At 43.5% G+C, this 18,951-nt stretch carries 14 protein-coding genes; 11 read left to right on the forward strand and 3 right to left on the reverse strand.

All coding sequences use genetic code 11. The features are described 5' to 3' along the window. Positions 1–66 precede the first annotated feature (66 nt). Positions 67–759 carry a protein-L-isoaspartate(D-aspartate) O-methyltransferase gene (locus WG905_RS04385; RefSeq protein ID WP_339590486.1) on the forward strand — a complete coding sequence of 231 codons (693 nt, stop codon included), beginning with the start codon at positions 67–69 and terminating at the stop codon, positions 757–759. Here WG905_RS04385 and WG905_RS04390 read toward each other — a convergent pair. Continuing rightward, positions 756–2,234 carry an aminotransferase-like domain-containing protein gene (locus WG905_RS04390; protein ID WP_339590487.1) on the reverse strand — a complete coding sequence of 493 codons (1,479 nt, stop codon included), beginning with the start codon at positions 2,232–2,234 and terminating at the stop codon, positions 756–758. The genes WG905_RS04385 and WG905_RS04390 overlap by 4 nt on opposite strands. A 62-nt stretch (positions 2,235–2,296) precedes the next feature. On the opposite strand from WG905_RS04390, the gene WG905_RS04395 reads away from it, so the two are divergent. The 5 genes from WG905_RS04395 (at position 2,297) to bioA (ending at position 6,985) form a co-directional block, all read left to right on the forward strand. Further along, positions 2,297–2,908 carry a hypothetical protein gene (locus tag WG905_RS04395; protein WP_339590488.1) on the forward strand — a complete coding sequence of 204 codons (612 nt, stop codon included), beginning with the start codon at positions 2,297–2,299 and terminating at the stop codon, positions 2,906–2,908. Positions 2,909–2,911: 3 nt separating this feature from the next. After that, on the forward strand, positions 2,912–4,042 hold the full coding sequence (locus WG905_RS04400) for an aminotransferase class I/II-fold pyridoxal phosphate-dependent enzyme (protein WP_339590489.1): 1,131 nt from the start codon (positions 2,912–2,914) through the stop codon (positions 4,040–4,042). Beyond that, the gene (gene bioD / locus WG905_RS04405; protein WP_339590490.1) at positions 4,035–4,643 is read left to right on the forward strand and encodes a dethiobiotin synthase; all 609 of its coding nucleotides are present in this window, start codon (positions 4,035–4,037) and stop codon (positions 4,641–4,643) included. Before WG905_RS04400 ends, bioD begins: the two co-directional genes overlap by 8 nt. 76 nt (positions 4,644–4,719) lie before the next feature. Further along, positions 4,720–5,700 carry a biotin synthase BioB gene (bioB, locus tag WG905_RS04410; protein WP_339590491.1) on the forward strand — a complete coding sequence of 327 codons (981 nt, stop codon included), beginning with the start codon at positions 4,720–4,722 and terminating at the stop codon, positions 5,698–5,700. A gap of 1 nt (position 5,701) precedes the next feature. Beyond that, positions 5,702–6,985 carry an adenosylmethionine--8-amino-7-oxononanoate transaminase gene (gene bioA, locus WG905_RS04415; RefSeq protein WP_339590492.1) on the forward strand — a complete coding sequence of 428 codons (1,284 nt, stop codon included), beginning with the start codon at positions 5,702–5,704 and terminating at the stop codon, positions 6,983–6,985. A gap of 142 nt (positions 6,986–7,127) precedes the next feature. Here bioA and WG905_RS04420 read toward each other — a convergent pair whose 3' ends face one another. After that, positions 7,128–7,700 (reverse strand): RNA polymerase sigma-70 factor, encoded by a 573-nt coding sequence (locus tag WG905_RS04420; protein WP_339590493.1) that lies wholly within the window; start codon positions 7,698–7,700, stop codon positions 7,128–7,130. A gap of 236 nt (positions 7,701–7,936) precedes the next feature. Here WG905_RS04420 and WG905_RS04425 point away from each other — a divergent pair, with 236 nt between their 5' ends. Together WG905_RS04425 and WG905_RS04430 are read left to right on the forward strand one after the other, a co-directional pair. Further along, the gene (locus WG905_RS04425; RefSeq protein ID WP_339590494.1) at positions 7,937–8,239 is read left to right on the forward strand and encodes a hypothetical protein; all 303 of its coding nucleotides are present in this window, start codon (positions 7,937–7,939) and stop codon (positions 8,237–8,239) included. 134 nt (positions 8,240–8,373) lie between these two features. Continuing rightward, positions 8,374–9,045 carry a YceI family protein gene (locus WG905_RS04430; RefSeq protein ID WP_339590495.1) on the forward strand — a complete coding sequence of 224 codons (672 nt, stop codon included), beginning with the start codon at positions 8,374–8,376 and terminating at the stop codon, positions 9,043–9,045. Positions 9,046–9,154: 109 nt separating this feature from the next. Here WG905_RS04430 and WG905_RS04435 read toward each other — a convergent pair whose 3' ends face one another. Continuing rightward, the gene (locus WG905_RS04435) at positions 9,155–11,290 is read right to left on the reverse strand and encodes a S9 family peptidase (protein ID WP_339590496.1); all 2,136 of its coding nucleotides are present in this window, start codon (positions 11,288–11,290) and stop codon (positions 9,155–9,157) included. 338 nt (positions 11,291–11,628) lie between these two features. Here WG905_RS04435 and WG905_RS04440 point away from each other — a divergent pair, with 338 nt between their 5' ends. The 3 genes from WG905_RS04440 (at position 11,629) to WG905_RS04450 (ending at position 18,867) form a co-directional block, all read left to right on the forward strand. Continuing rightward, a complete protein-coding gene (locus WG905_RS04440; protein WP_339590497.1) occupies positions 11,629–14,781 on the forward strand; it encodes a SusC/RagA family TonB-linked outer membrane protein in 3,153 nt (1,050 codons plus the stop codon). A 12-nt stretch (positions 14,782–14,793) separates the two neighbouring features. Next, positions 14,794–16,227 (forward strand): SusD/RagB family nutrient-binding outer membrane lipoprotein, encoded by a 1,434-nt coding sequence (locus WG905_RS04445; protein WP_339590498.1) that lies wholly within the window; start codon positions 14,794–14,796, stop codon positions 16,225–16,227. Between the two features lie 228 nt (positions 16,228–16,455). Next, positions 16,456–18,867, forward strand: coding sequence for a serine hydrolase (locus WG905_RS04450; protein WP_339590499.1), 2,412 nt, complete (start codon positions 16,456–16,458; stop codon positions 18,865–18,867). Positions 18,868–18,951: the final 84 nt, after the last annotated feature.

An 18,951-nucleotide genomic window follows, 5' to 3' on the forward strand; every position in this document is an offset into this window, starting at 1 on the left:
CACCTATTACCAGAACTTTACCCATACACAACTGTTAATTAATCTCTCCTGTTTAACTAAATTCAGATGAGACAGCTATTTTCCATATTGCTGGTACTTTGGATGTCCAAACCTGGTTTTTCACAAAATTATGAAGAGCTGCGGCAAAAAATGGTGCGGGAGCAAATTGAAAACCGGGGCATTTACCACCGGGCTACACTTAAAGCCATGCGCAAGGTAGAACGTCACCTGTTTGTGCCCCCAAAATTTCAGCGGAATGCCTATGACGACAGCCCTTTGTTGATCGGTTATAACCAAACCATCTCACAGCCCTATATTGTTGCCTATATGACGCAGTTGCTGCAACCGAAGGAAGGTCACCGGATATTGGAAGTGGGTGCCGGTTCTGGCTACCAGGCAGCTGTACTGGCAGAGATTGTAGATAAAGTTTATACCATTGAAATCGTAAAAGAGCTAGGTGAAAGGGCTAAAAAGCTATTGCATAAATTAGGTTATCACAATGTGGAGGTCATTATCGGCGATGGCTACCAGGGACTTGAGTCGCAAGCGCCTTTCGATGGTATTATCGTTACGGCAGCGGCCGATCAAATTCCGCCACCGCTGATCAAACAATTAAAAGAGGGAGGAAGGATGGTCATCCCGATTGGCTCGCCCTCATCTGTACAAATGCTGGTGCTGGTCACTAAAAAAAATGGAAAAGTACTGACTAGAGAACTGTCTCCGGTGCGTTTTGTACCTTTCACAAGGGATGATGATTAGCTTACTGCTGCGGCCAATATTTTCATCGACCGTTCCAGCTCCGCTACGGTCTGGTTTCCAAAACCAAGTCTCATTGCAGTCAGGCCTCTTTTTTGGTAAAGCAAGGTCTGGGGTAAATAAAGATGATTGCGCATACAGTCTTTACTGATCCGCATCAGGTTAAGTCCGGCTTTCCATGTTGTCCACACCGCCAAACCACCTGCAGGCTTTTCAAAGGAAACCACATCACTTAAATGTGTTTGCAGTAAGCCGCAAAAAGCATCTCTGCGTTCCCTATAAACCTTTAATGTTTTTTTTAAATGCCGCTGTATTTCACCCTCTTCCAATAGTTCTGCCAGAGTCTGCTCCATTAAAACGTCCCCCTGCCGGTCTATTAAGCCTCTTAATTTACCCAGTTCTTTAATCAGGTTCTCCGGTGCCACCAGGTAACCGGATCGGAAACCGGGGGCCAGCGATTTGGCGAATGAACCGATATAGATCACCATCCCCTGGGTATCTGCACTGGCAAGCGGTAAAACCGGACTATTGTCAAATTGAAAGTCGTAATCGTAATCGTCTTCCAGAATAATGAAACCATAAGTTGCCGACAGGTTTAAAAGCTCCACCCGCCGCTCTGCACTTAAAGTAACTGTGGTTGGGTAATGCTGATGAGGGGTGAGGTACAACATCCTGATCTGGTGTGATTCGCATAATTTCTTAACGGCATCCACATCGATTCCCTGTTCATCAACGGGGACGGAAACTATTTTTGCGCCCACTTTCTGGAAAATCATATTGGCCACATAATAACTTAAATCTGCTACCAGCACAAGGTCCTCTTTTTGCAGCAGCAGTTCTGCAGCCAGATAAATGCCCATATCAACACCCCTGGTCACCAGGACATTGCTTTTAGAAATGTGTAAGCCCCTGGTATTGTTTAAATAGGTGGTTAACAATTCTTTGAAATATTCACTGCCTTCATTGGGTGTAAAACCAAGGTGTTTTAAATTGCTTTTACGTTTTAAGTTAGTGCCGTAAACCCTTGATAAATCTGCTAAAGGGGCAAGCCGCACATCCGGCAGTCCGTCGGTAAATTCCAGTTCAGCATTTGTTTTGACCACGCTCAGATCCAGTAGAATACTTTTCTTAAACCTGTAACCTGTGCGGGCAGGGTAACTCGACAGAAATTCCTGGTGATGCATGGATGCATCCCTTGGTATCGCCTGGAATTTGCTAGTCACAAAAGTGCCTTTGTTTGGCCTGACCTCAATCCAGCCTTGTGCATCCAGCTCATCATAAGCTGCAATGATCGTTTTTCGGTGCAGATCAAGCAGGGCTGATAGCTGCCTGCTGCCCGGAAGTTGGATCCCTGGAATAAGTACACCCCGTTGGATGAAATGGATCAGCTGGTAAGCCAATTGAAGGTATACAGCCTTAGCTGAATTTCTGTCAATTTGAATTAAACTCTTGAATGGTATTTTAACCGGACTACTCATAAACTAAAAACTGGCTCCTTTGATGATCCGGCAAGATACTAAGTTTGAACAAAAAACGAATAATGCCCCTACAACAACTGTTATCCCAAATCATAAGCAATAATACCAATCATGCGCTGTTTCTAAATACCCTTTCTTTCATGGAGAATTCGGGAGCCAGGAAAATTTCAGCCAGCGAAGACCTGGAAACGGTGAGCCTGATGATTTTGAAGCATGCTGCAGAGGAACACCGTCATGCTTATTACTTAAAAAAACAGCTGGATAAAATTGCCACCGGTATCTGCACTACCTATGCAAGGGAAGCATTAATTGCACCTTCAGAGAGTTGTTCTTATTTAAATAGGCTTGATATTTTAACTAGCCGGTATTTGAAACAAGAAATGGGCTTAACTGGTCCGGATCTGCGTTTTGCTGCTTATTTGTTCGTTACTTATGCCATCGAATTAAGAGCCGACGACCTTTATCCGCTTTACCAGCTGGAGCTGAGTAAAGTTCAGCACAAGGTTACCGTAAAGTCGATCATCCTGGAAGAAGCCGGTCACCTGGAGGAAATGATTTTGCAGCTGGAGAATTTTTCGGCCGACTGGCAAAGTCATGCGGCAGTGATCATTGATATAGAGCATCGCCTTTTTACGAAGTGGATTGCCGCAATGCAAAAAGCAATAATAGCATAACTGATGTTGAATGCGGCCACCTTATTGATACAGGAACGATTGCAAAAACGGACAGCCGATGGTTTGCTCCGGAATATGCCCTTGCAGCAAGAGCTGGCTGATTTTTGTTCTAACGATTACCTTGGTTTTTCCCGTTCTCCAACTTTAAAGGCGAGTGTTTTTAAGGCGCAGCAGTCTCATCAGGAGATGCCCTTAGGCGCGACAGGCTCAAGGTTATTAACCGGAAATAGTGTTTTTGCTGAAAGTCTGGAGGATGAGCTAGCCGCTGATCAGCAAGTGGAAGCCGCCTTGTTATTTAATAGCGGTTATACGGCAAACCTTGCGCTCTTCTCTTGTTTACCTCAAAAAGGGGATACCATTATCATCGATGAGCTGATCCATAGTTCGGTGATCGATGGCTGCAGGTTGAGTTTTGCCCATCGGGTCAAGTTTAAACACAATGACCTGCAAAGCCTGGAAGAAAAACTTAAAAGGGCCAAAGGCAGTTGTTATGTCGCCATTGAGAGTGTTTATTCCATGGATGGCGATCTGGCGCCACTGATCGAAATTACCGCGCTCTGCAAAAAATATGCTGCACTGCTGATTGTAGATGAAGCACATGCATTTGGTGTCTTTGGAAAGGGACTGGTAAGTGGTGCCGGATTAACCCGGGATGTCTTTGCTGTGGTGATCACTTTTGGAAAAGCCCTCGGTGCGCATGGTGCTGCGGTTTTGGGAAGTCATCTGCTGCGCAATTACCTCGTTAATTTTGCCCGGCCCTTTATTTACAGTACCGCAATGCCTTTTTTGCATTTGCTGCAGCTCCAAACCGCCTTCCGGTTTTTACAGGAGAACGCGCCATTGCAACAAGAACTTCAGCGAAAAATCCTTTTGTTTCAGCAATGCATGTCCCCTGGATCAGCAAAGGAAACACTCCAAAGTCCCATTAAGGCGATCATCTTACCGGGTAATGAAAAGGTTAAAAGGATCAGCCGGGAATTAGCGGAAGAAGGATTAGCTGTCTACCCGATTGTCAGTCCTACGGTTCCTAAAGGCAAGGAAAGGCTCAGGATCTGCCTCCATGCTTTCAACACCGATCAGGAGATTGAAAAACTTTGTTTTACGCTCCTTAAAGTCATCAACACACATGAATAAACCCTTATTTGTTACAGGAATCGGCACTGGTGTAGGTAAAACTATTGTTTCTGCTATACTCACCCATCAATTAAAAGCAGATTACTGGAAGCCGGTGCAGGCCGGCGACCTCGGTTGCAGTGATCGTGATACAGTAGCCAGTCTGGTTACTCAGGCGCAGACCGTTTTTCATCCTGAAACTTATCGTTTTCAACTGGCGGCCTCACCGCACAAAGCAGCACAGGTTGAAAATATAAACATCAAACTCGAAGATTTTACCTTACCGATCACTCAAAACCAGCTGGTTATTGAAGGTGCCGGCGGACTAATGGTGCCGCTGTCTGATCAATTCAGAATGATAGAGCTGATTCAGCATCTCGATGCTGCTGCTATCCTGGTGATCCGAAATTACCTGGGTTGCATTAACCATGCGCTGCTTTCCATGGAAGCCTTATTAAACCGTAATATCCCGCTGCGGGCGGTCATCATCAACGGAGAAATGGATGAGGCCACAGAAAGTATTCTGCATAGCTATTTTCCTGCAGAAACAGTTTTTGCAAAGGTTCCGGAATTTAAAATAGTCAATGAACAAAGTATACAAGGCAGCCACACTCTGCTTTAGCAAACAGCAGTAAATAAGCTGATGATAGCTTCATCATCGCTAAAAATTACACCATAAAAAGATAAAACACACACCAATGAATTTAGAAAAGAACATCAGAACAGACTGGACCATGGACGAAATCAGGGCCATTTATCATCAACCCTTGTTAGACCTGGTTTATCAGGCGGCAACTGTGCATCGCCAATGGCATCAGGCTTCGGAGGTGCAGGTTTGTACTTTATTGTCAATTAAAACCGGGGGCTGTACCGAAGATTGTTCTTACTGCGGTCAGGCAGCACGTTACCATACCGATATCAAAGTAAAGGCATTAATGTCGGCCGAAGAAGTGATTTCCACTGCAAAACGTGCCAAGGAAGCAGGTTCATCGCGTTTTTGTATGGCTGCAGCCTGGCGCGAGGTACGCGATAACAAGGATTTTGACCGTATCCTGGAAATGGTGGAAGGCGTCAATGAATTGGGTCTGGAGGTATGCTGTACCCTGGGTATGTTAACAGAATACCAGGCACAGCGTTTACAACAGGCGGGTTTGTATGCTTATAACCATAACCTGGACTCTTCTGAAGGTTATTATGAGGAGATCATCAGTACAAGGACTTTCGGCGACAGGCTCAACACGATTAACAATGTGAGGAAGGCTGGCATTACGGTTTGTTCTGGCGGCATTTTGGGACTTGGTGAAAGTCACGATGACCGCATGGCGATGCTCCTGACTTTAGCAACCATGCCTAAACATCCCGAATCCGTGCCAGTTAATGCGCTGGCCAGGGTAAAGGGTACCCCACTGGCTGAATTTCCTAAGGTTGAACTGTGGGATATGGTCAGGATGATCGCTACCGCAAGGATCATTATGCCCGCTTCGATGGTGAGGTTAAGTGCCGGAAGGGCAGAAATGAATGAAGAGGAGCAGGGCTGGTGTTTTATGGCAGGTGCCAATTCGATTTTTACCAGTGAAAGTGAAACCTTATTGGTGACGCCTAATCCTGGTCTGATGCAGGATAGAAAAATGTTTGAAAACCTGGGCCTAAAACCCATGGTGAAGGAGGTAAAAGCCTAACATGCCGACTTTAAGCGAGAGGGACCAGCAGCACATCTGGCATCCCTATACACAAATGCACACGGCCGCTCCCGCTATTCCTATAGTTAAAGGACGTGGTGCTTATTTATTTGATGAACAGGGAAAACGTTACATCGATGCGGTTTCGTCATGGTGGGTAACTTTACACGGTCATGCTCATCCTTATATTGCCGAGAAAGTTGCCGCACAGCTGCTCGAGCTGGAGCAGGTGATCTTTGCTGGTTTTACACATCCGCCGGCCATCGAACTGGCAGAAGCACTGCTGAAGATTTTGCCTGCCAACCAACAGAAAGTGTTTTACACCGACAATGGATCTACGGCCATTGAGGTGGCCTTAAAAATGTGCCTGCAATATTGGAATAACAGCGGGGAGGACCGGCAAAAAGTTTTGGCTTTTACCAATGGTTATCATGGCGATACCTTTGGGGCCATGTCTGTCAGTGGCCGGAGTGCATGGACGAAACCTTTTGAACAGCTGCTGTTTGATGTGGTATTTATTGACCCGCCAACAAAGGAAAACCTTCCCGAACTTAAATCTCTTATTTCAGCTGTTGCCAGCGAAACAGCGTGTTTTATTTATGAACCCCTGGTACAAGGTTCTGGTGGCATGCTGATGCACAGCGCTGCTTGCCTGGACGTACTCATGCAGCATTGCCGTAAAGAAGGCGTTTTAATGATCCAGGATGAGGTTTTGACCGGCTTTGGCCGTACAGGAAAGAATTTTGCCTGTGATCATTTAACGGAGGTCCCGGACCTGATGTGCTTTTCGAAAGGCCTGACTGGTGGCACGATGCCAATGGGTGTAACGACCTGCATCAGGGAAATTTATGAGGCTTTCCTAAGTGAAGACCAGCATAAAGCCTTATACCACGGGCATTCTTTCACTGCTAATCCCTTGGCCTGCACAGCTGCAATTGCCAGCCTGGAACTATTGCGCAGCGAGGAAACTCAAGGCCACATCGGCCGGATCTGCAAAAAACACCATGACTTTTCAAAAAAGCTAGAGTCGCACCCTCAAGTAAAAGAGGTAAGGCAAACGGGCACCATCCTGGCGATTGAATGGAAAAGCAATACCGGAACCTCTTATTTTAATGCTTTCCGGGATCAGCTTTATCCTTTTTTTCTGGAGCATGGCCTCTTATTAAGGCCTTTGGGAAATGTCATTTACCTACTCCCTCCATATTGCATGACAGATGAAGATCTGGAATACATATATACGGTCATTTTGCTGGCGCTAAATCAAACGGCGGATAGCGAAGGTTAGTGCACAGGTTATAGTGAGTCCACAGTGAGTCCACCATGAGTCCACAGTCAGTCCACGTTTTACCGAAGAATACGTGGACTGACCCTGCACGCAGTGTGCTCGCAAGGCGCTGTCATCCTAAACTATGGACGAGCTGTGTAAGCTACAGGAAATGATGAAGGGAAGTTTTTAATTTGCTGAGCGCTTTACGGATGTGTTGTTCTACCGTATTTACAGAAATATTTAATTTATAAGCGATTTCTTTATGCGGTAAATGTTCCTCCCGGCTTAGCTTATATACTTCGCGGCACTTGGATGGCAGTTTGTCAATGTTTTGCTGAAGCGCAGTTTTTAACTCTCTTTGCGCTACCTGCGATTGGGTGCAGTGTTGGTCATCAGCCGGGTGATGGCTGAGGTATTCCTGGTATTTTAAGGCAACTTTATTTTGTCTGTAATAGTTGTAAATTTTATGCTTCAGCATCGAGTAGAGGTATGCTTTAACCGCTTCTTCAGGCTTGATGAAGTCTCGTTTCTGAAAAAAATCCAGAAAAACATCTTGCACGAGCTCTTTAGCTGTCTCCTTGCCGGTTTTTTGCGCCGCAAAATTAACCAGTTGCACTACATGCCTTCTGTAAAAAATATCAAATGCCATGATATGACCTTTCTGCCAAAGCTTGATCAGGTTTTTGTCGCTAAATAATAAAATATCCGAATTGTCAGTTAGAAAATCATTCATGAGGGAAGTGATTGTAATTAAAGTGAGCGAAATTACCTCCTTGTATTACAAGTAAAATTACACATCAGTTATTAAGATAATGTTAACCTTTAATGAAATATAGCGCCTCTTGTAGAAAATTATTATTAGTCCAGTTACTGCTGTTGCTGCTTTAAGAAAACATTAAAAATTTTGTTGCCAACTAACGGTTTTGGGTTACTTAGGGTAATACATGACAAACGCAAAATGTTGATTTTATGGAAAAAAAGAGGTTGGCTTATTTGTTGAAAAAATATAATTCCGGGAAATGTAACACCCAGGAAATAAAGGAGCTGGAAGACTGGTATAACAAAATAGATTATCTAACTGGCGCTGAACGCGATGAACAGCCGGGGGGATTTGAAGAGGAGATGCTAGAAGATTTCCATTATAAGCGTCTGCGCCAAAGAATGAAAAGCATTTCTGATCGCCATAAAAAACGTGTTTCCACTAAGTTTGCCATAGCTATCGGTATTGCAATTGTGGTTGTTGTTATTGTTGTGATTTGGGTAATGTGCTAAAGGTGCCTTTTAAGTTTATTATAAACAAAGTGAGTGGACCATAGATGCTTTTCTTACCATACATCAAGCTGCGACAAGTTAAATGGTCTTACCTTTGCTGCCATAAATAATTCAAACTCAGTAAAATTTTAAAAATGAGAACACTTATTGCTGCGCTTCCTGCGCTTTTTTTCCTTGCCTCTTGTGGAGGTACAAATAGTGATAATGCAACAACAACTACTGAACAAGCGGCTGTATCGCAAGTCGGTGATGCTTTATCCATTGATACCAATACAACTTCTATTACCTGGAAAGCAACACATAAAGGTGGTTTAGCACCTCGTTGGGGTACAATTAGCGTTAGTTCTGGTGAGGTTTTTACGGATAAAGATTCCTTAAAGGGTGGTGAATTTGTAATAAGCATGGCTTCACTCCGCGCTGATGCAGAATCTGTTACTGAAAAGGACAAAAAGGCTGCAGATCTTGAAGGACACCTTAAAAGTGCTGACTTCTTTGATGCTGAGAAAATTCCAACAGCTAAGTTCGTGATCACAAAGGTTGAGCCTTATAAAGGTGACAAACAAAACAACTTAGTGGCTGATCCTAATTACCTGATTAGCGGTAATCTAACACTAAAAGACAGCACGGTTAATGTAACCTTCCCAGCTAAAGTGGACGTAACTGAATCAAATGTTAGCGCCGATGCCAAGTTTATTATCGACAGAACTGCCTGGGGACTTAATTACAAAACAGAAGGAAGTCCAGAAAACTGGATGATATCTAAAGATGTAGAAATAGGTTTTTCGCTGAAGGCTTCAAAGAAATAATTCCCAATAAATCCCCAACCATTCCAAGTTGGGGATTTTCTTTTTTTTTTGGTTTACCTATTTTATTCTTCCGCTATCAGTATGTAAATTCTGATTAAATCTAAAAATATTACTTTTTCAAATGCTTGATGAAAAATTCGGCCGTGGCCTGGTTTACTTTCATCACATTTTCATATTTCATCCAATGATGGGTATCATCCACAATCACCATCGCTTCTGTAAGAATGCCCTTTTCTACCAACCTTTTGTAAATATCGGTGCTCTGGCTAAATTCTACATTGCGGTCATCATCACCATGAATAATTAATACGGGTGACTTCCAGGTGTCTAAAAAGGCATTAGGCGAAGATTGCCAAGCTACTTTTTGCGCCTGCTCCAGATCAGGTACTTTCTCATAACGGTCCATTAAAGCGTTTCTGTTGCGGCGGCCTATAGTCATATCGCCCAGGCCGTGGATGCTTACCCCCGCTGCAAATAATTTAGAATCTTTGGCAAGTGCCATATTGGTAAGGTAGCCACCATAAGAGCCACCATATACACCAATTCGTGCCGGATCAATATCCTTCTGACTGGCAAGCCATTCTCCTGCCGCCTTAATGTCCTGGTATTCTGATGCGCCTGCCGAACCGCCATTTTTAGCACTGTGAAAATCATAGCCATAACCGATGCCCAGCCTGTAGTTAACCGATAAAACGGTGAAGCCCTGACTGGCCAGGTATTGATTAAGTGCGTATGCATTGGTATAATATTCTGAATAGTTCCATCCAAGAAGCATTTGTCGTGATGGGCCGCCATGGATATAAACAATAGCAGGTTTTTTTGATGCTTTTCCCTGGCCTTTAAACAACTGTGCATGGATAGTGACCCCATCTGGCGCCTTAAAAATAACCTGTTCAGGGGCTGTTAGTTTATTTGTAGGGAAGGTAACTGGGATGTTCTCTGTAGACAGGACTTTAAGGTTTTTATCCAGCTTTGTTGCCTGGTCTATGGCAACCAGGGCTGGAAGTGGTGGTTGCTGTCCAATTGCCGTAATAAAGGCAATATGTTTAGAATCGCCGGTCAATACGGGGGTCCATTCCATATTTGTGCCCGAACTAAGCACTTCAACAGCTGCTTTATCTACAGTAACCCGGGCAATATGCCTGCGGTCGATATCTTTTTTGTCTTTGCCCGTGTTGGCGCTGAAATAAAGCCATTTTTTATCGGGACTTAAGGTAATGTGTTCAGCCATGAAATTGCCCGGACTAAGCGACAGTGCATTGCCTCCTGAAGTTGGCACACTATATAAATGAGGCCATCCGTCATGGGAAGATAAAAAGACAATGCGGTTATTTGCTGCCCAGTGTAAATTGGTGCCGCCATGCGTGCGGGGCGGCGAACCTGCAAGTGTTTCAGGCGCTTTCCATACCTGAAAAGCTTTTCCTGTGTTAACATCGCCATTCCAGATAGACCAAGGCTGGTGTTTCGGAATGAGGATCGCATCGGGTGCACCGCCGGCTCCTGCTGTACGCACAAAAGCTACAGCATTGCCATCTGGCGACCAGCGTGGCGACCTGTCCCTATAAAAGGAAGGATCGATCCATTTGATGGGTGTTTTTTGATCCACATAAATGCCAATAAAGGAATGGCTTTGTCTGTTGGAAACAAAGGCAATGGCAGCACCATCCGGCGACCACTTTAACTCGCTTGTTGTGCCGCGGGCGGTAAAGAGTTGTTTGGCTGGCGTTGAACCGTCTATTGCTGCTGTCCAGGCCTGACCGCTTTTGGTAAAAAGAATAACATCGCTTTTAGGGGAAATGATGGGGTTTTCACCTTCGCCGAGGGCAAGCTGTTTGCTGCCATCAAACGAGATGGCGTGGATTTGTACTTTAGGTGCTTGCGGGGCTGAGTTTACATTGACCGGCGCAGCATCATCCCAGTTGGAACCATGGTCGCCACCCCGGATAAATACAAGCCATTTGCCATCAGCTGAGATGGAAAGGCTGCTGATTTCCTGGCCATCATCCGTATTGTAATTTGTAAGTTTTCGTGGTTTAAAATCCGGTCCTTCGGCAACGTAAATATTGCGTTTCCCTTGTTCATCAAACGACCAGGCTATTTTGGCACCTGTTGCCGAGGCAATGAGATTTGTTGGAAATGGATAACCTTTTACATCCTCCAGCTTGAATGATTGTGTATTTCCTTGAAATGTGATGAGGAAAGTGAGAAATACGGAGATAATAAAAGTAATTGAGGTTCTTTTCATGGTTAGGTTTAATGATTTTTTAAAAATAACTTCTTTTTGATTCTTCTCTTAAAAAACTTTGTAACAAAATGTGTTTGTGTTGTGTATTTTGGTGTTAAAACCTTTTATTTCTTTGTAGTTTATTTCAATCAGGTGCTTTAATTGAAAATATTTAGAATATGCTGTATAATTTTCGGAATTTTCCCTTACAATTATCATTTTAGTGTATTTTTATTGGAGATTAATTTTACCTTGCAAGAGCTAAAGACTCAAATTTTGCATTTAAATGAAGTCCTGTTATGTAGATAAAATCTTCACCCAATAATACCTCCAATCAACCTAACCCTAAACAACTAATTATGAAAAGAAAGTTTACTTTAAGTATTCTACCCCTTCTTTTTTTCTGGGCCTCTGCTGTGATGGCTCAAACGAAAGATGTAAGTGGTAAGGTGACCGATTCAGAAAATTCAACGACCCTGCCCGGGGTTGTGGTGAAACTGAAAGGCACCTCTACCGCAGTTGCAACAAACAATAATGGTGATTATGCCATTAAAATCCCCAGTACAGGTGGCACACTTACCTTCAGCTATATTGGCTATACGCCAAAAGAAGTGGTGGTCACTTCCCAGTCGGTCGTGAATGTCTCCTTATCTCCCGCTGCAGAACAACTAACTGAAGTTGTTGTTACGGCATTGGGCATCAAGCGTGATCCGCGATCTCTTGCTTATTCAACACAACCTGTAGATGGCGAAGACCTTACTAAAAATCGCCAGCCCAATGTGGTGAATGCCCTGCAAGGTAAAGTTGCCGGTGTTACCATCAGCAGCACAGGTGGTGCCCCAGGACAGGGCGCCAAGATCCAGATTCGTGGTGTGAACTCCATTGACCCGGGTCGTGATAACCAGCCGCTATTTGTTATTGATGGAATTTTCATGGATAACACCACTTCAACTCAGGGTGGTGGCTATGGCATGAGTAACCGCGCTGTGGATCTGAATCCGGATGATATTGAATCCATGAACATTCTCCGTGGTGGTGCAGCGACAGCCTTATATGGTTTGCGTGGTGCCAACGGTGTGGTCGTGATTACCACTAAATCTGGAAAACAGGGAGCGATTAAAATTGATTACCAGGGTACTTTTGGTGTTGAAAATGTAAATACCATGCCCGAATTGCAAAGTAAGTATACCCAGGGTTGGAGAGGGGTATATAACGCTGATGATTTCTGGCCATCTTATGGTCCGACGGTAGAAGAAGCCATTAAACTTGATCCAACACATCCGGCACAATTGTATAACCACATGGCGGATGCCTTTCAAACCGGCGGCCAATACCGTAATGGGATCACCGTTTCTGGTGGGTCAGAAAAAATCACCTTCTTGAGCTCCGTATCACAATTGCAGCACAATGGGGTATTGCCTTCTACAGACTTTAGTAATTTGCAGGGAAGATTAAATACTACGTTTAAACCGAGTGAAAAGTTCAATGCCGGTGCATCCATTAATGTTTCCAATACCGGAGGCCGCCGCTATAATGCAGGCCGCTATATTGAGCAGTTGATTTATTGGTCGCCACGCCATGATGTGAATGATTACCAGGTAGAAAATGGCACCATGCGTTCTTATGGGTCAACAACAAATCCACGCTATTTAGCGGAATCTCAGAGCTTTACTGACGATGTGTTGCGCCTGATTGGTAGTGCCAATGCTTCTTATCAGCCATTAAAATGGTTAAACTTTAATTACCGTGCCGGTATAGATACTTATCGCGACAGCAGGGCAATGACTGCACCTGGTTTCCAGGGGCTGATCGGTGAACGCCTTGTGGAAGAGAATGGTACTGATGCATTCCCTGGTATGGGTTTAGTCAATAATTACAATAATAATTTCAGAAGTATCAATAGCACCTTTATTGCGAGTTTAACCCATACCAACGAAAATGGATTGGGTGGAACATTCCGTGTCGGTCATGATCTTTACAACAGAAAAATCGAAAGAAACGCTGTAGAGGGTTCTGATTTAACGGTGTTTGATTGGTACAGCTTGAACAATGCGAAATTTTTAAGCGGAGCTACTTACGAGGAAGATTATAGGTTGATGGGTATATTCGGAGAGTTATCTTTGAATTATAAAGATTATCTATACCTGACTTTAACAGGAAGAAATGACATTACCTCTTCATTGGTTAGTCCTAATAACTCTTTCTTTTATCCTTCTGCAAGTGTGAGCTATATCATCTCTGATCACCTCAAACTTCCTGAAGTCATCAACAATGCGAAGTTGAGGTTCTCTTATGCACGGATTGGTAAAGATGCCAATGCTTATTCAACAAGCCTGGGTTTTGCCAGCTATACCGGCTTACCAACGGGTGTTACAGGTTTTACAAGGCCTTCATTATTGGGAGATCCAACGCTTAAACCTGAGTTTACCGATACCTATGAAGGTGGTTTCAATGTGAAGTTTTTTGGCGGAAGATTAGGACTTGATGCCAACTATTACAGTTCTTTGAGTAAAGACCAAATCATCAGCGTGCCTATTTCCTCTTCTACCGGATATGTAACGGCTGCCGTGAATGCGGGTAGCATGTCGAATAAAGGTATAGAGCTTACCCTGACAGCAACACCGCTAAAAAGCAGGGATTTTTCATGGGAAACTACCTTGAACTACTCTGTTAACAGAAACAAAATTGTTTCTTTAAGGCCTGATTTAAAAGAAATCAATGCGGCCAACGAGCATGGTTATTTAAATGCAAGGGTAACGATGAAGCTGATTCCTGGAGAGGCTTATGGAACTTTATATGGGACCGAATTTAAACGTTATTTCACTGCAGCAGAAATTTCTGCTGGTTTAGATAAATCAACCGAAGCAAGTGATCCTTCAAGACCGCTATTAATTGGTGCAAATGGATTTCCAATCGTAGGATTAGCAGCAGACCAAAAGAAATTGGGTAATGTTCAACCGGATTGGATCGGTGGATGGAATAATAATTTCCGTTACAAAGATGTATCCCTGAACGTATTATTCGATGCCAGAATTGGTCAGGAACGCTACAACCAGTTAGCCAATTACTATTCGGCTTTTGGTATGTCTAAACGTACGGAAAATAGAAATGATCATAAAGTCTTTGAAGGTGTTCTTGCTGATGGAACGCCTAATACAAAGGAAGTATGGCTTGGACAGGGTGTTGATCCATCTACTAATGTAAATTATGGTGATGGTTATTACCGCTTATATGACAGGGGTGTATCTGAGCCTTATGTGCAGGATGCTTCATGGATAAGATTGCGTTCGATGTCAATAGGTTATTCACTTCCTAAAAAATGGATAAATAACAGTTTTGTGAAAAATGTAAACCTTTCAGTAACCGGTAACAATTTATTGTTATGGACTGACTATGATGGTTTCGATCCGGAGAGTTCTACCACAAACAGTGGATCTAACATCGACGGTTTCGCAGGTATGACTTATCCAGCTGTAAGAAGCTATCTTTTCTCAATAAATGTTGGTTTTTAAGATATGACGAATATGAAAAAATATAATAAAATAGCGATTTTTATCCTGCTTGCCTCATTCACGGGGATGAGTCAGGGGTGTAAAGATTATTTTGATAAAAATGACAACCCAAATCAGGTTCAACAGCCGCCTATTAATGCTTTATTATCAACTGCTACCCATAAGGCAGGTTTGAACGGTCAGCGATTTGCTAGCTTTAATACCTTTTATGCTCAATATCAGGCCAGTGCTTCTGCGGGTGGGGCATCTGATACCTACCAGATCACAGATAACTCGTCACAATGGGATAATGCCTATTATGCAATGGCTGATTTATCTGACATGATTGCAAAAGCGGAAGCTGCTGGTGCCACTGATCACCTCGGGGTGGCTCAGCTACTGATGGGCTATACTTTAGGCCTCGTTGCTGATACCTGGGGAAGTGCGCCTTATTCGGAAGCATTTGGCTTGAATGGTGCCTTGACACCAAAATATGATTCTGAAGAGCAATTGTATCAAACTTCTGTTACCCTGATTGAGCAAAGTATTGCCAATCTTCAGAAAACAAATGCCACTATGAGTCTTGATGCGGCTTCAGATTTGATCCACGGTGGAAACCGCGCTGCATGGTTAAAAACTGCCTATGGTATTCAGGCAAGGTTCCTTAATAAAATATCTAAAAAGGCTGCCTACAACCCGGCAGGTGTATTGGCGGCGGTTGAAAAGTCGTATGCCACAAATGCAGATGATGCAGGTATGGCTGTTTTCGCCGGGATTAATCCATGGGCACAGCTTGCGGTAAGTAATGCCGGTAACTTGTTAGGTGGTTGGTTGTCGGACAATTTTATTGACCACATGAATGGCGTAAAATATGGCCTTTTAGATCCAAGGATTGCTAAAATTACAGATAAAACAGTGAAGGGTATTTATAAGGGCACACGTAACGGCGCCGGTAATTTAGGTCCTGATGCCAATACGGTACGTGATGAAAACTATGTCAGTTTAATTTCGCCATTAACCAATAGAACTTCCCCGTTATTTGTGATTACCTATGCTGAACTTAAGTTTATTGAAGCGGAAGCGGCATTCAGATCAGGACCAGCAGGAAGGGCCAGGGCTTATGCGGCTTACCTTGCAGGGATCACCGCAAATATGAATAAACTGGAGGTGAGTGCTGCTGATCGTGATGCTTATATCACTAATCCAATCGTAAGTGTTGGAGAAGCAAACTTGACCCTGGATTTGATTTTCAAAGAAAAATATGCTGCAACTTATTTAAGCGCTGATGCATGGAATGATGTGCGTAGGTATGACTATAAATATAAGGATTTCAAATTGCCGGTGGGCGCAGTAATTCCTAACTTCATCCGCAGAGTGGCCTATCCATCAGGAGAAAGAGCTGAGAACGCATCAAATGTGCCGGCCGATGTATCATTGGATACACCACTATGGTGGGATAAACCATAATTGAACGTTTAATTGCTACAGATGCTTACAAATGCGCTGAATTACTGGTTTAAAACCGTAGTTCAGCGCTTTTTTGATTAACCATCATTAGCTTACAACTATTAAGAATTCGAACGACTTGCGATAAAAGACTTATGATAGCTTCATTTGCGTATGGAAACAAAATGTATACCATTGAAAACATATTACTTTAATCAAAGGAGATTTCAAATAATCCAAAAATATAAAATGATGTTACACAAAATGAGAACAGGTCTGGTTACCATGCTGCTTTGTTTTTTGCTGGCTGATGCCAAGGCCCAGCAGCAGGTTTTGCCACCGGGTTTAGATGCCTACGTCAGTCAAGTGATGCAATCTTTCCAGGTGCCTGGTTTGAGCATAGGTATTGTAAAGGACGGGAAAATTGTGATGGTCAAAGGTTATGGGGTAAAAAAATTGGGAGACCCCGCTCCGGTTGATGAAAATACGTTGTTTAGCATTGCTTCCAATAGTAAAGCCTTCACCTCCACAGCGATGGCGATGCTGGTTGATGAGGGAAAGCTGAATTGGGAAGATAAAGTGATCAAATACCTGCCTTGGTTTAAAATGTCTGATGATTATGTGACGACAAACCTCACCCTGCGGGACCTGTTTGTTCACCATAGTGGCCTCACGGCCTATGCCAATGATGTGCTGCTGTTTCCGCCTTCAACTTTTACGCGCAAGGAATTGCTGAGCAAATTGAAAGATGTGAAACTTAGCCATGATTTCCGTACAGTTTATGCTTATGATAATATTTTATACCTGGCAGCAGGAGAGGTGATTGAGGTGGTATCGGGAATGAGCTGGGAGGATTTTGTGAAAACGAAGATCTTCCACAAAATCGGAATGAACAATAGCATCAGCCGTTTCTCCACCTTAAGACAACAGCCGAATATAGCCTATTCTCATGTGTTGAGGGATGGTGAACTGCGGGTTATTGATAGCTTTTTCGACCAGAATATCGGTGATGCAAGTAACCCGGCAGGAGGAATTGCTTCTTCGGCCCAAGACATGTCTAAATGGCTGATCACGCAGCTGGATTCTGGACGTACACCTGATCACAGTCGGCTTTATAAACCTTCTTCCACTACTGAATTATGGAAAATTATAAGGCCTATGCCGGTCGGCAAGGAGCCTGAATGGCTTAAGCCTGCCCAAAAGCATTTCTCAGGTTATGCTTTAGGTTTCCGTACTTACGACTACCGCCAGCACCAGGTTGTAGGCCATGGTGGTTTACTAACGGGATTTGTTTCCCAGATAGCGATGATACCAGCATTGAACCTGGGTGTGGTGGTACTGACCAATCAGCTTTCTACCGGCGCATATTGGTCCATCATTAACCATATCCTTGACTTTAATATGAAAGCCGAACCTTTTGATTGGCTGGCTGGTTATAAAAAAGGATGGGACGCGTCTGCTACAAGAAGAGACTCGCTTCAGAAGACCCGGTCTCAGCTAATGCCAGACAATAGCTTGCGGATGAGCCTTCCGCTTGAAAAGTATGCCGGTGTTTTTAAGGACGAATTGATTGGGCCTATTGAAATTAAGAAGGAGGCTAATGGTTTAAGCATGACTTTTGTTAAATCGCCAAACTATGATGCTGATTTGGTACATTTCCATGGCGACTTATTCAGGGCTCATTTCAAAAACAAAAATATGGGAGAAGGACCATTTTTATCTTTTTCATTGAACCCAGACCGTACCGTTCGTGATGCCAGGTTCATCAGTACTTTTTCTGATGCGGACCGTGATTTGGAAGACCTGGTCCTTAAGCCGGATCAAAAAGCCATTTTGGATACGGCAGCCTTGCGCAAACGCATTACAGCGGAAACCGCTCCACACAAAAATGCTGATTTTGCAGTTGCTTTTCGTGATGTGGAAACCAATGAAACTTTCCTGATCAACGACAAAACTTCTTTCCATGCGGCCAGCACGATGAAAACCCCCGTCATGGCGGAGGTTTTTAAACAGGCAGAAAAAGGCAAGTTCGCAATCACTGATTCTATTAAAGTCTATAATTCCTTTAAGAGTATTGCAGATGGATCAAGATACAGCATCAGTGCTAAGGATGACAGTGAGCAGGCGCTTTATAAAAAGATCGGTGCCAAAGTAAGTATTGACGAGCTGTTGTTGCTGATGATCACTAAGAGCAGCAACCTGGCTACTAATATCCTCATCGACCTGGTGGGTGCGAAAAATGTGAATAAGACCATGCGCAGCATCGGTGCACACAAAATCCAGGTATTGCGTGGTGTAGAGGACGGTAAAGCTTTCGATAAGGGGATGAACAATACGGTTACTGCCTACGACCTGATGTTGGTTTTCGAACAGCTAGCCAAGGGAAAGATGGTGAGCAAGAAAGCAAGTGATGCGATGATTGAGATCTTATTTCAACAGACTTTCAGAAGTGTGATTCCGGCAAGGTTGCCAAAGGATGTAAGAGTGGCCAATAAAACAGGGTCTATCACCGGAATCTATAATGATTCGGGTATTGTATATCTTCCTGATGGACGAAAATATGTCGTGATTTTATTATCTAAAGGCCTGGAAGAGGCTGCTGCAAAGAAAACTTTGGCGGCAATTTCTGAACATATTTATAATTATTATTCAAATAAATAAAGCGGTAATACTGAATTAGGATTTGTCAAAAGGTATTATGATTTGCGATCAGCAAATGATAATACCTTTTTTGCTTAAAAAGCT

This window comes from Pedobacter immunditicola, from assembly GCF_037482985.1.
Classification (GTDB): Bacteria; Bacteroidota; Bacteroidia; order Sphingobacteriales; family Sphingobacteriaceae; genus Pedobacter; species Pedobacter immunditicola.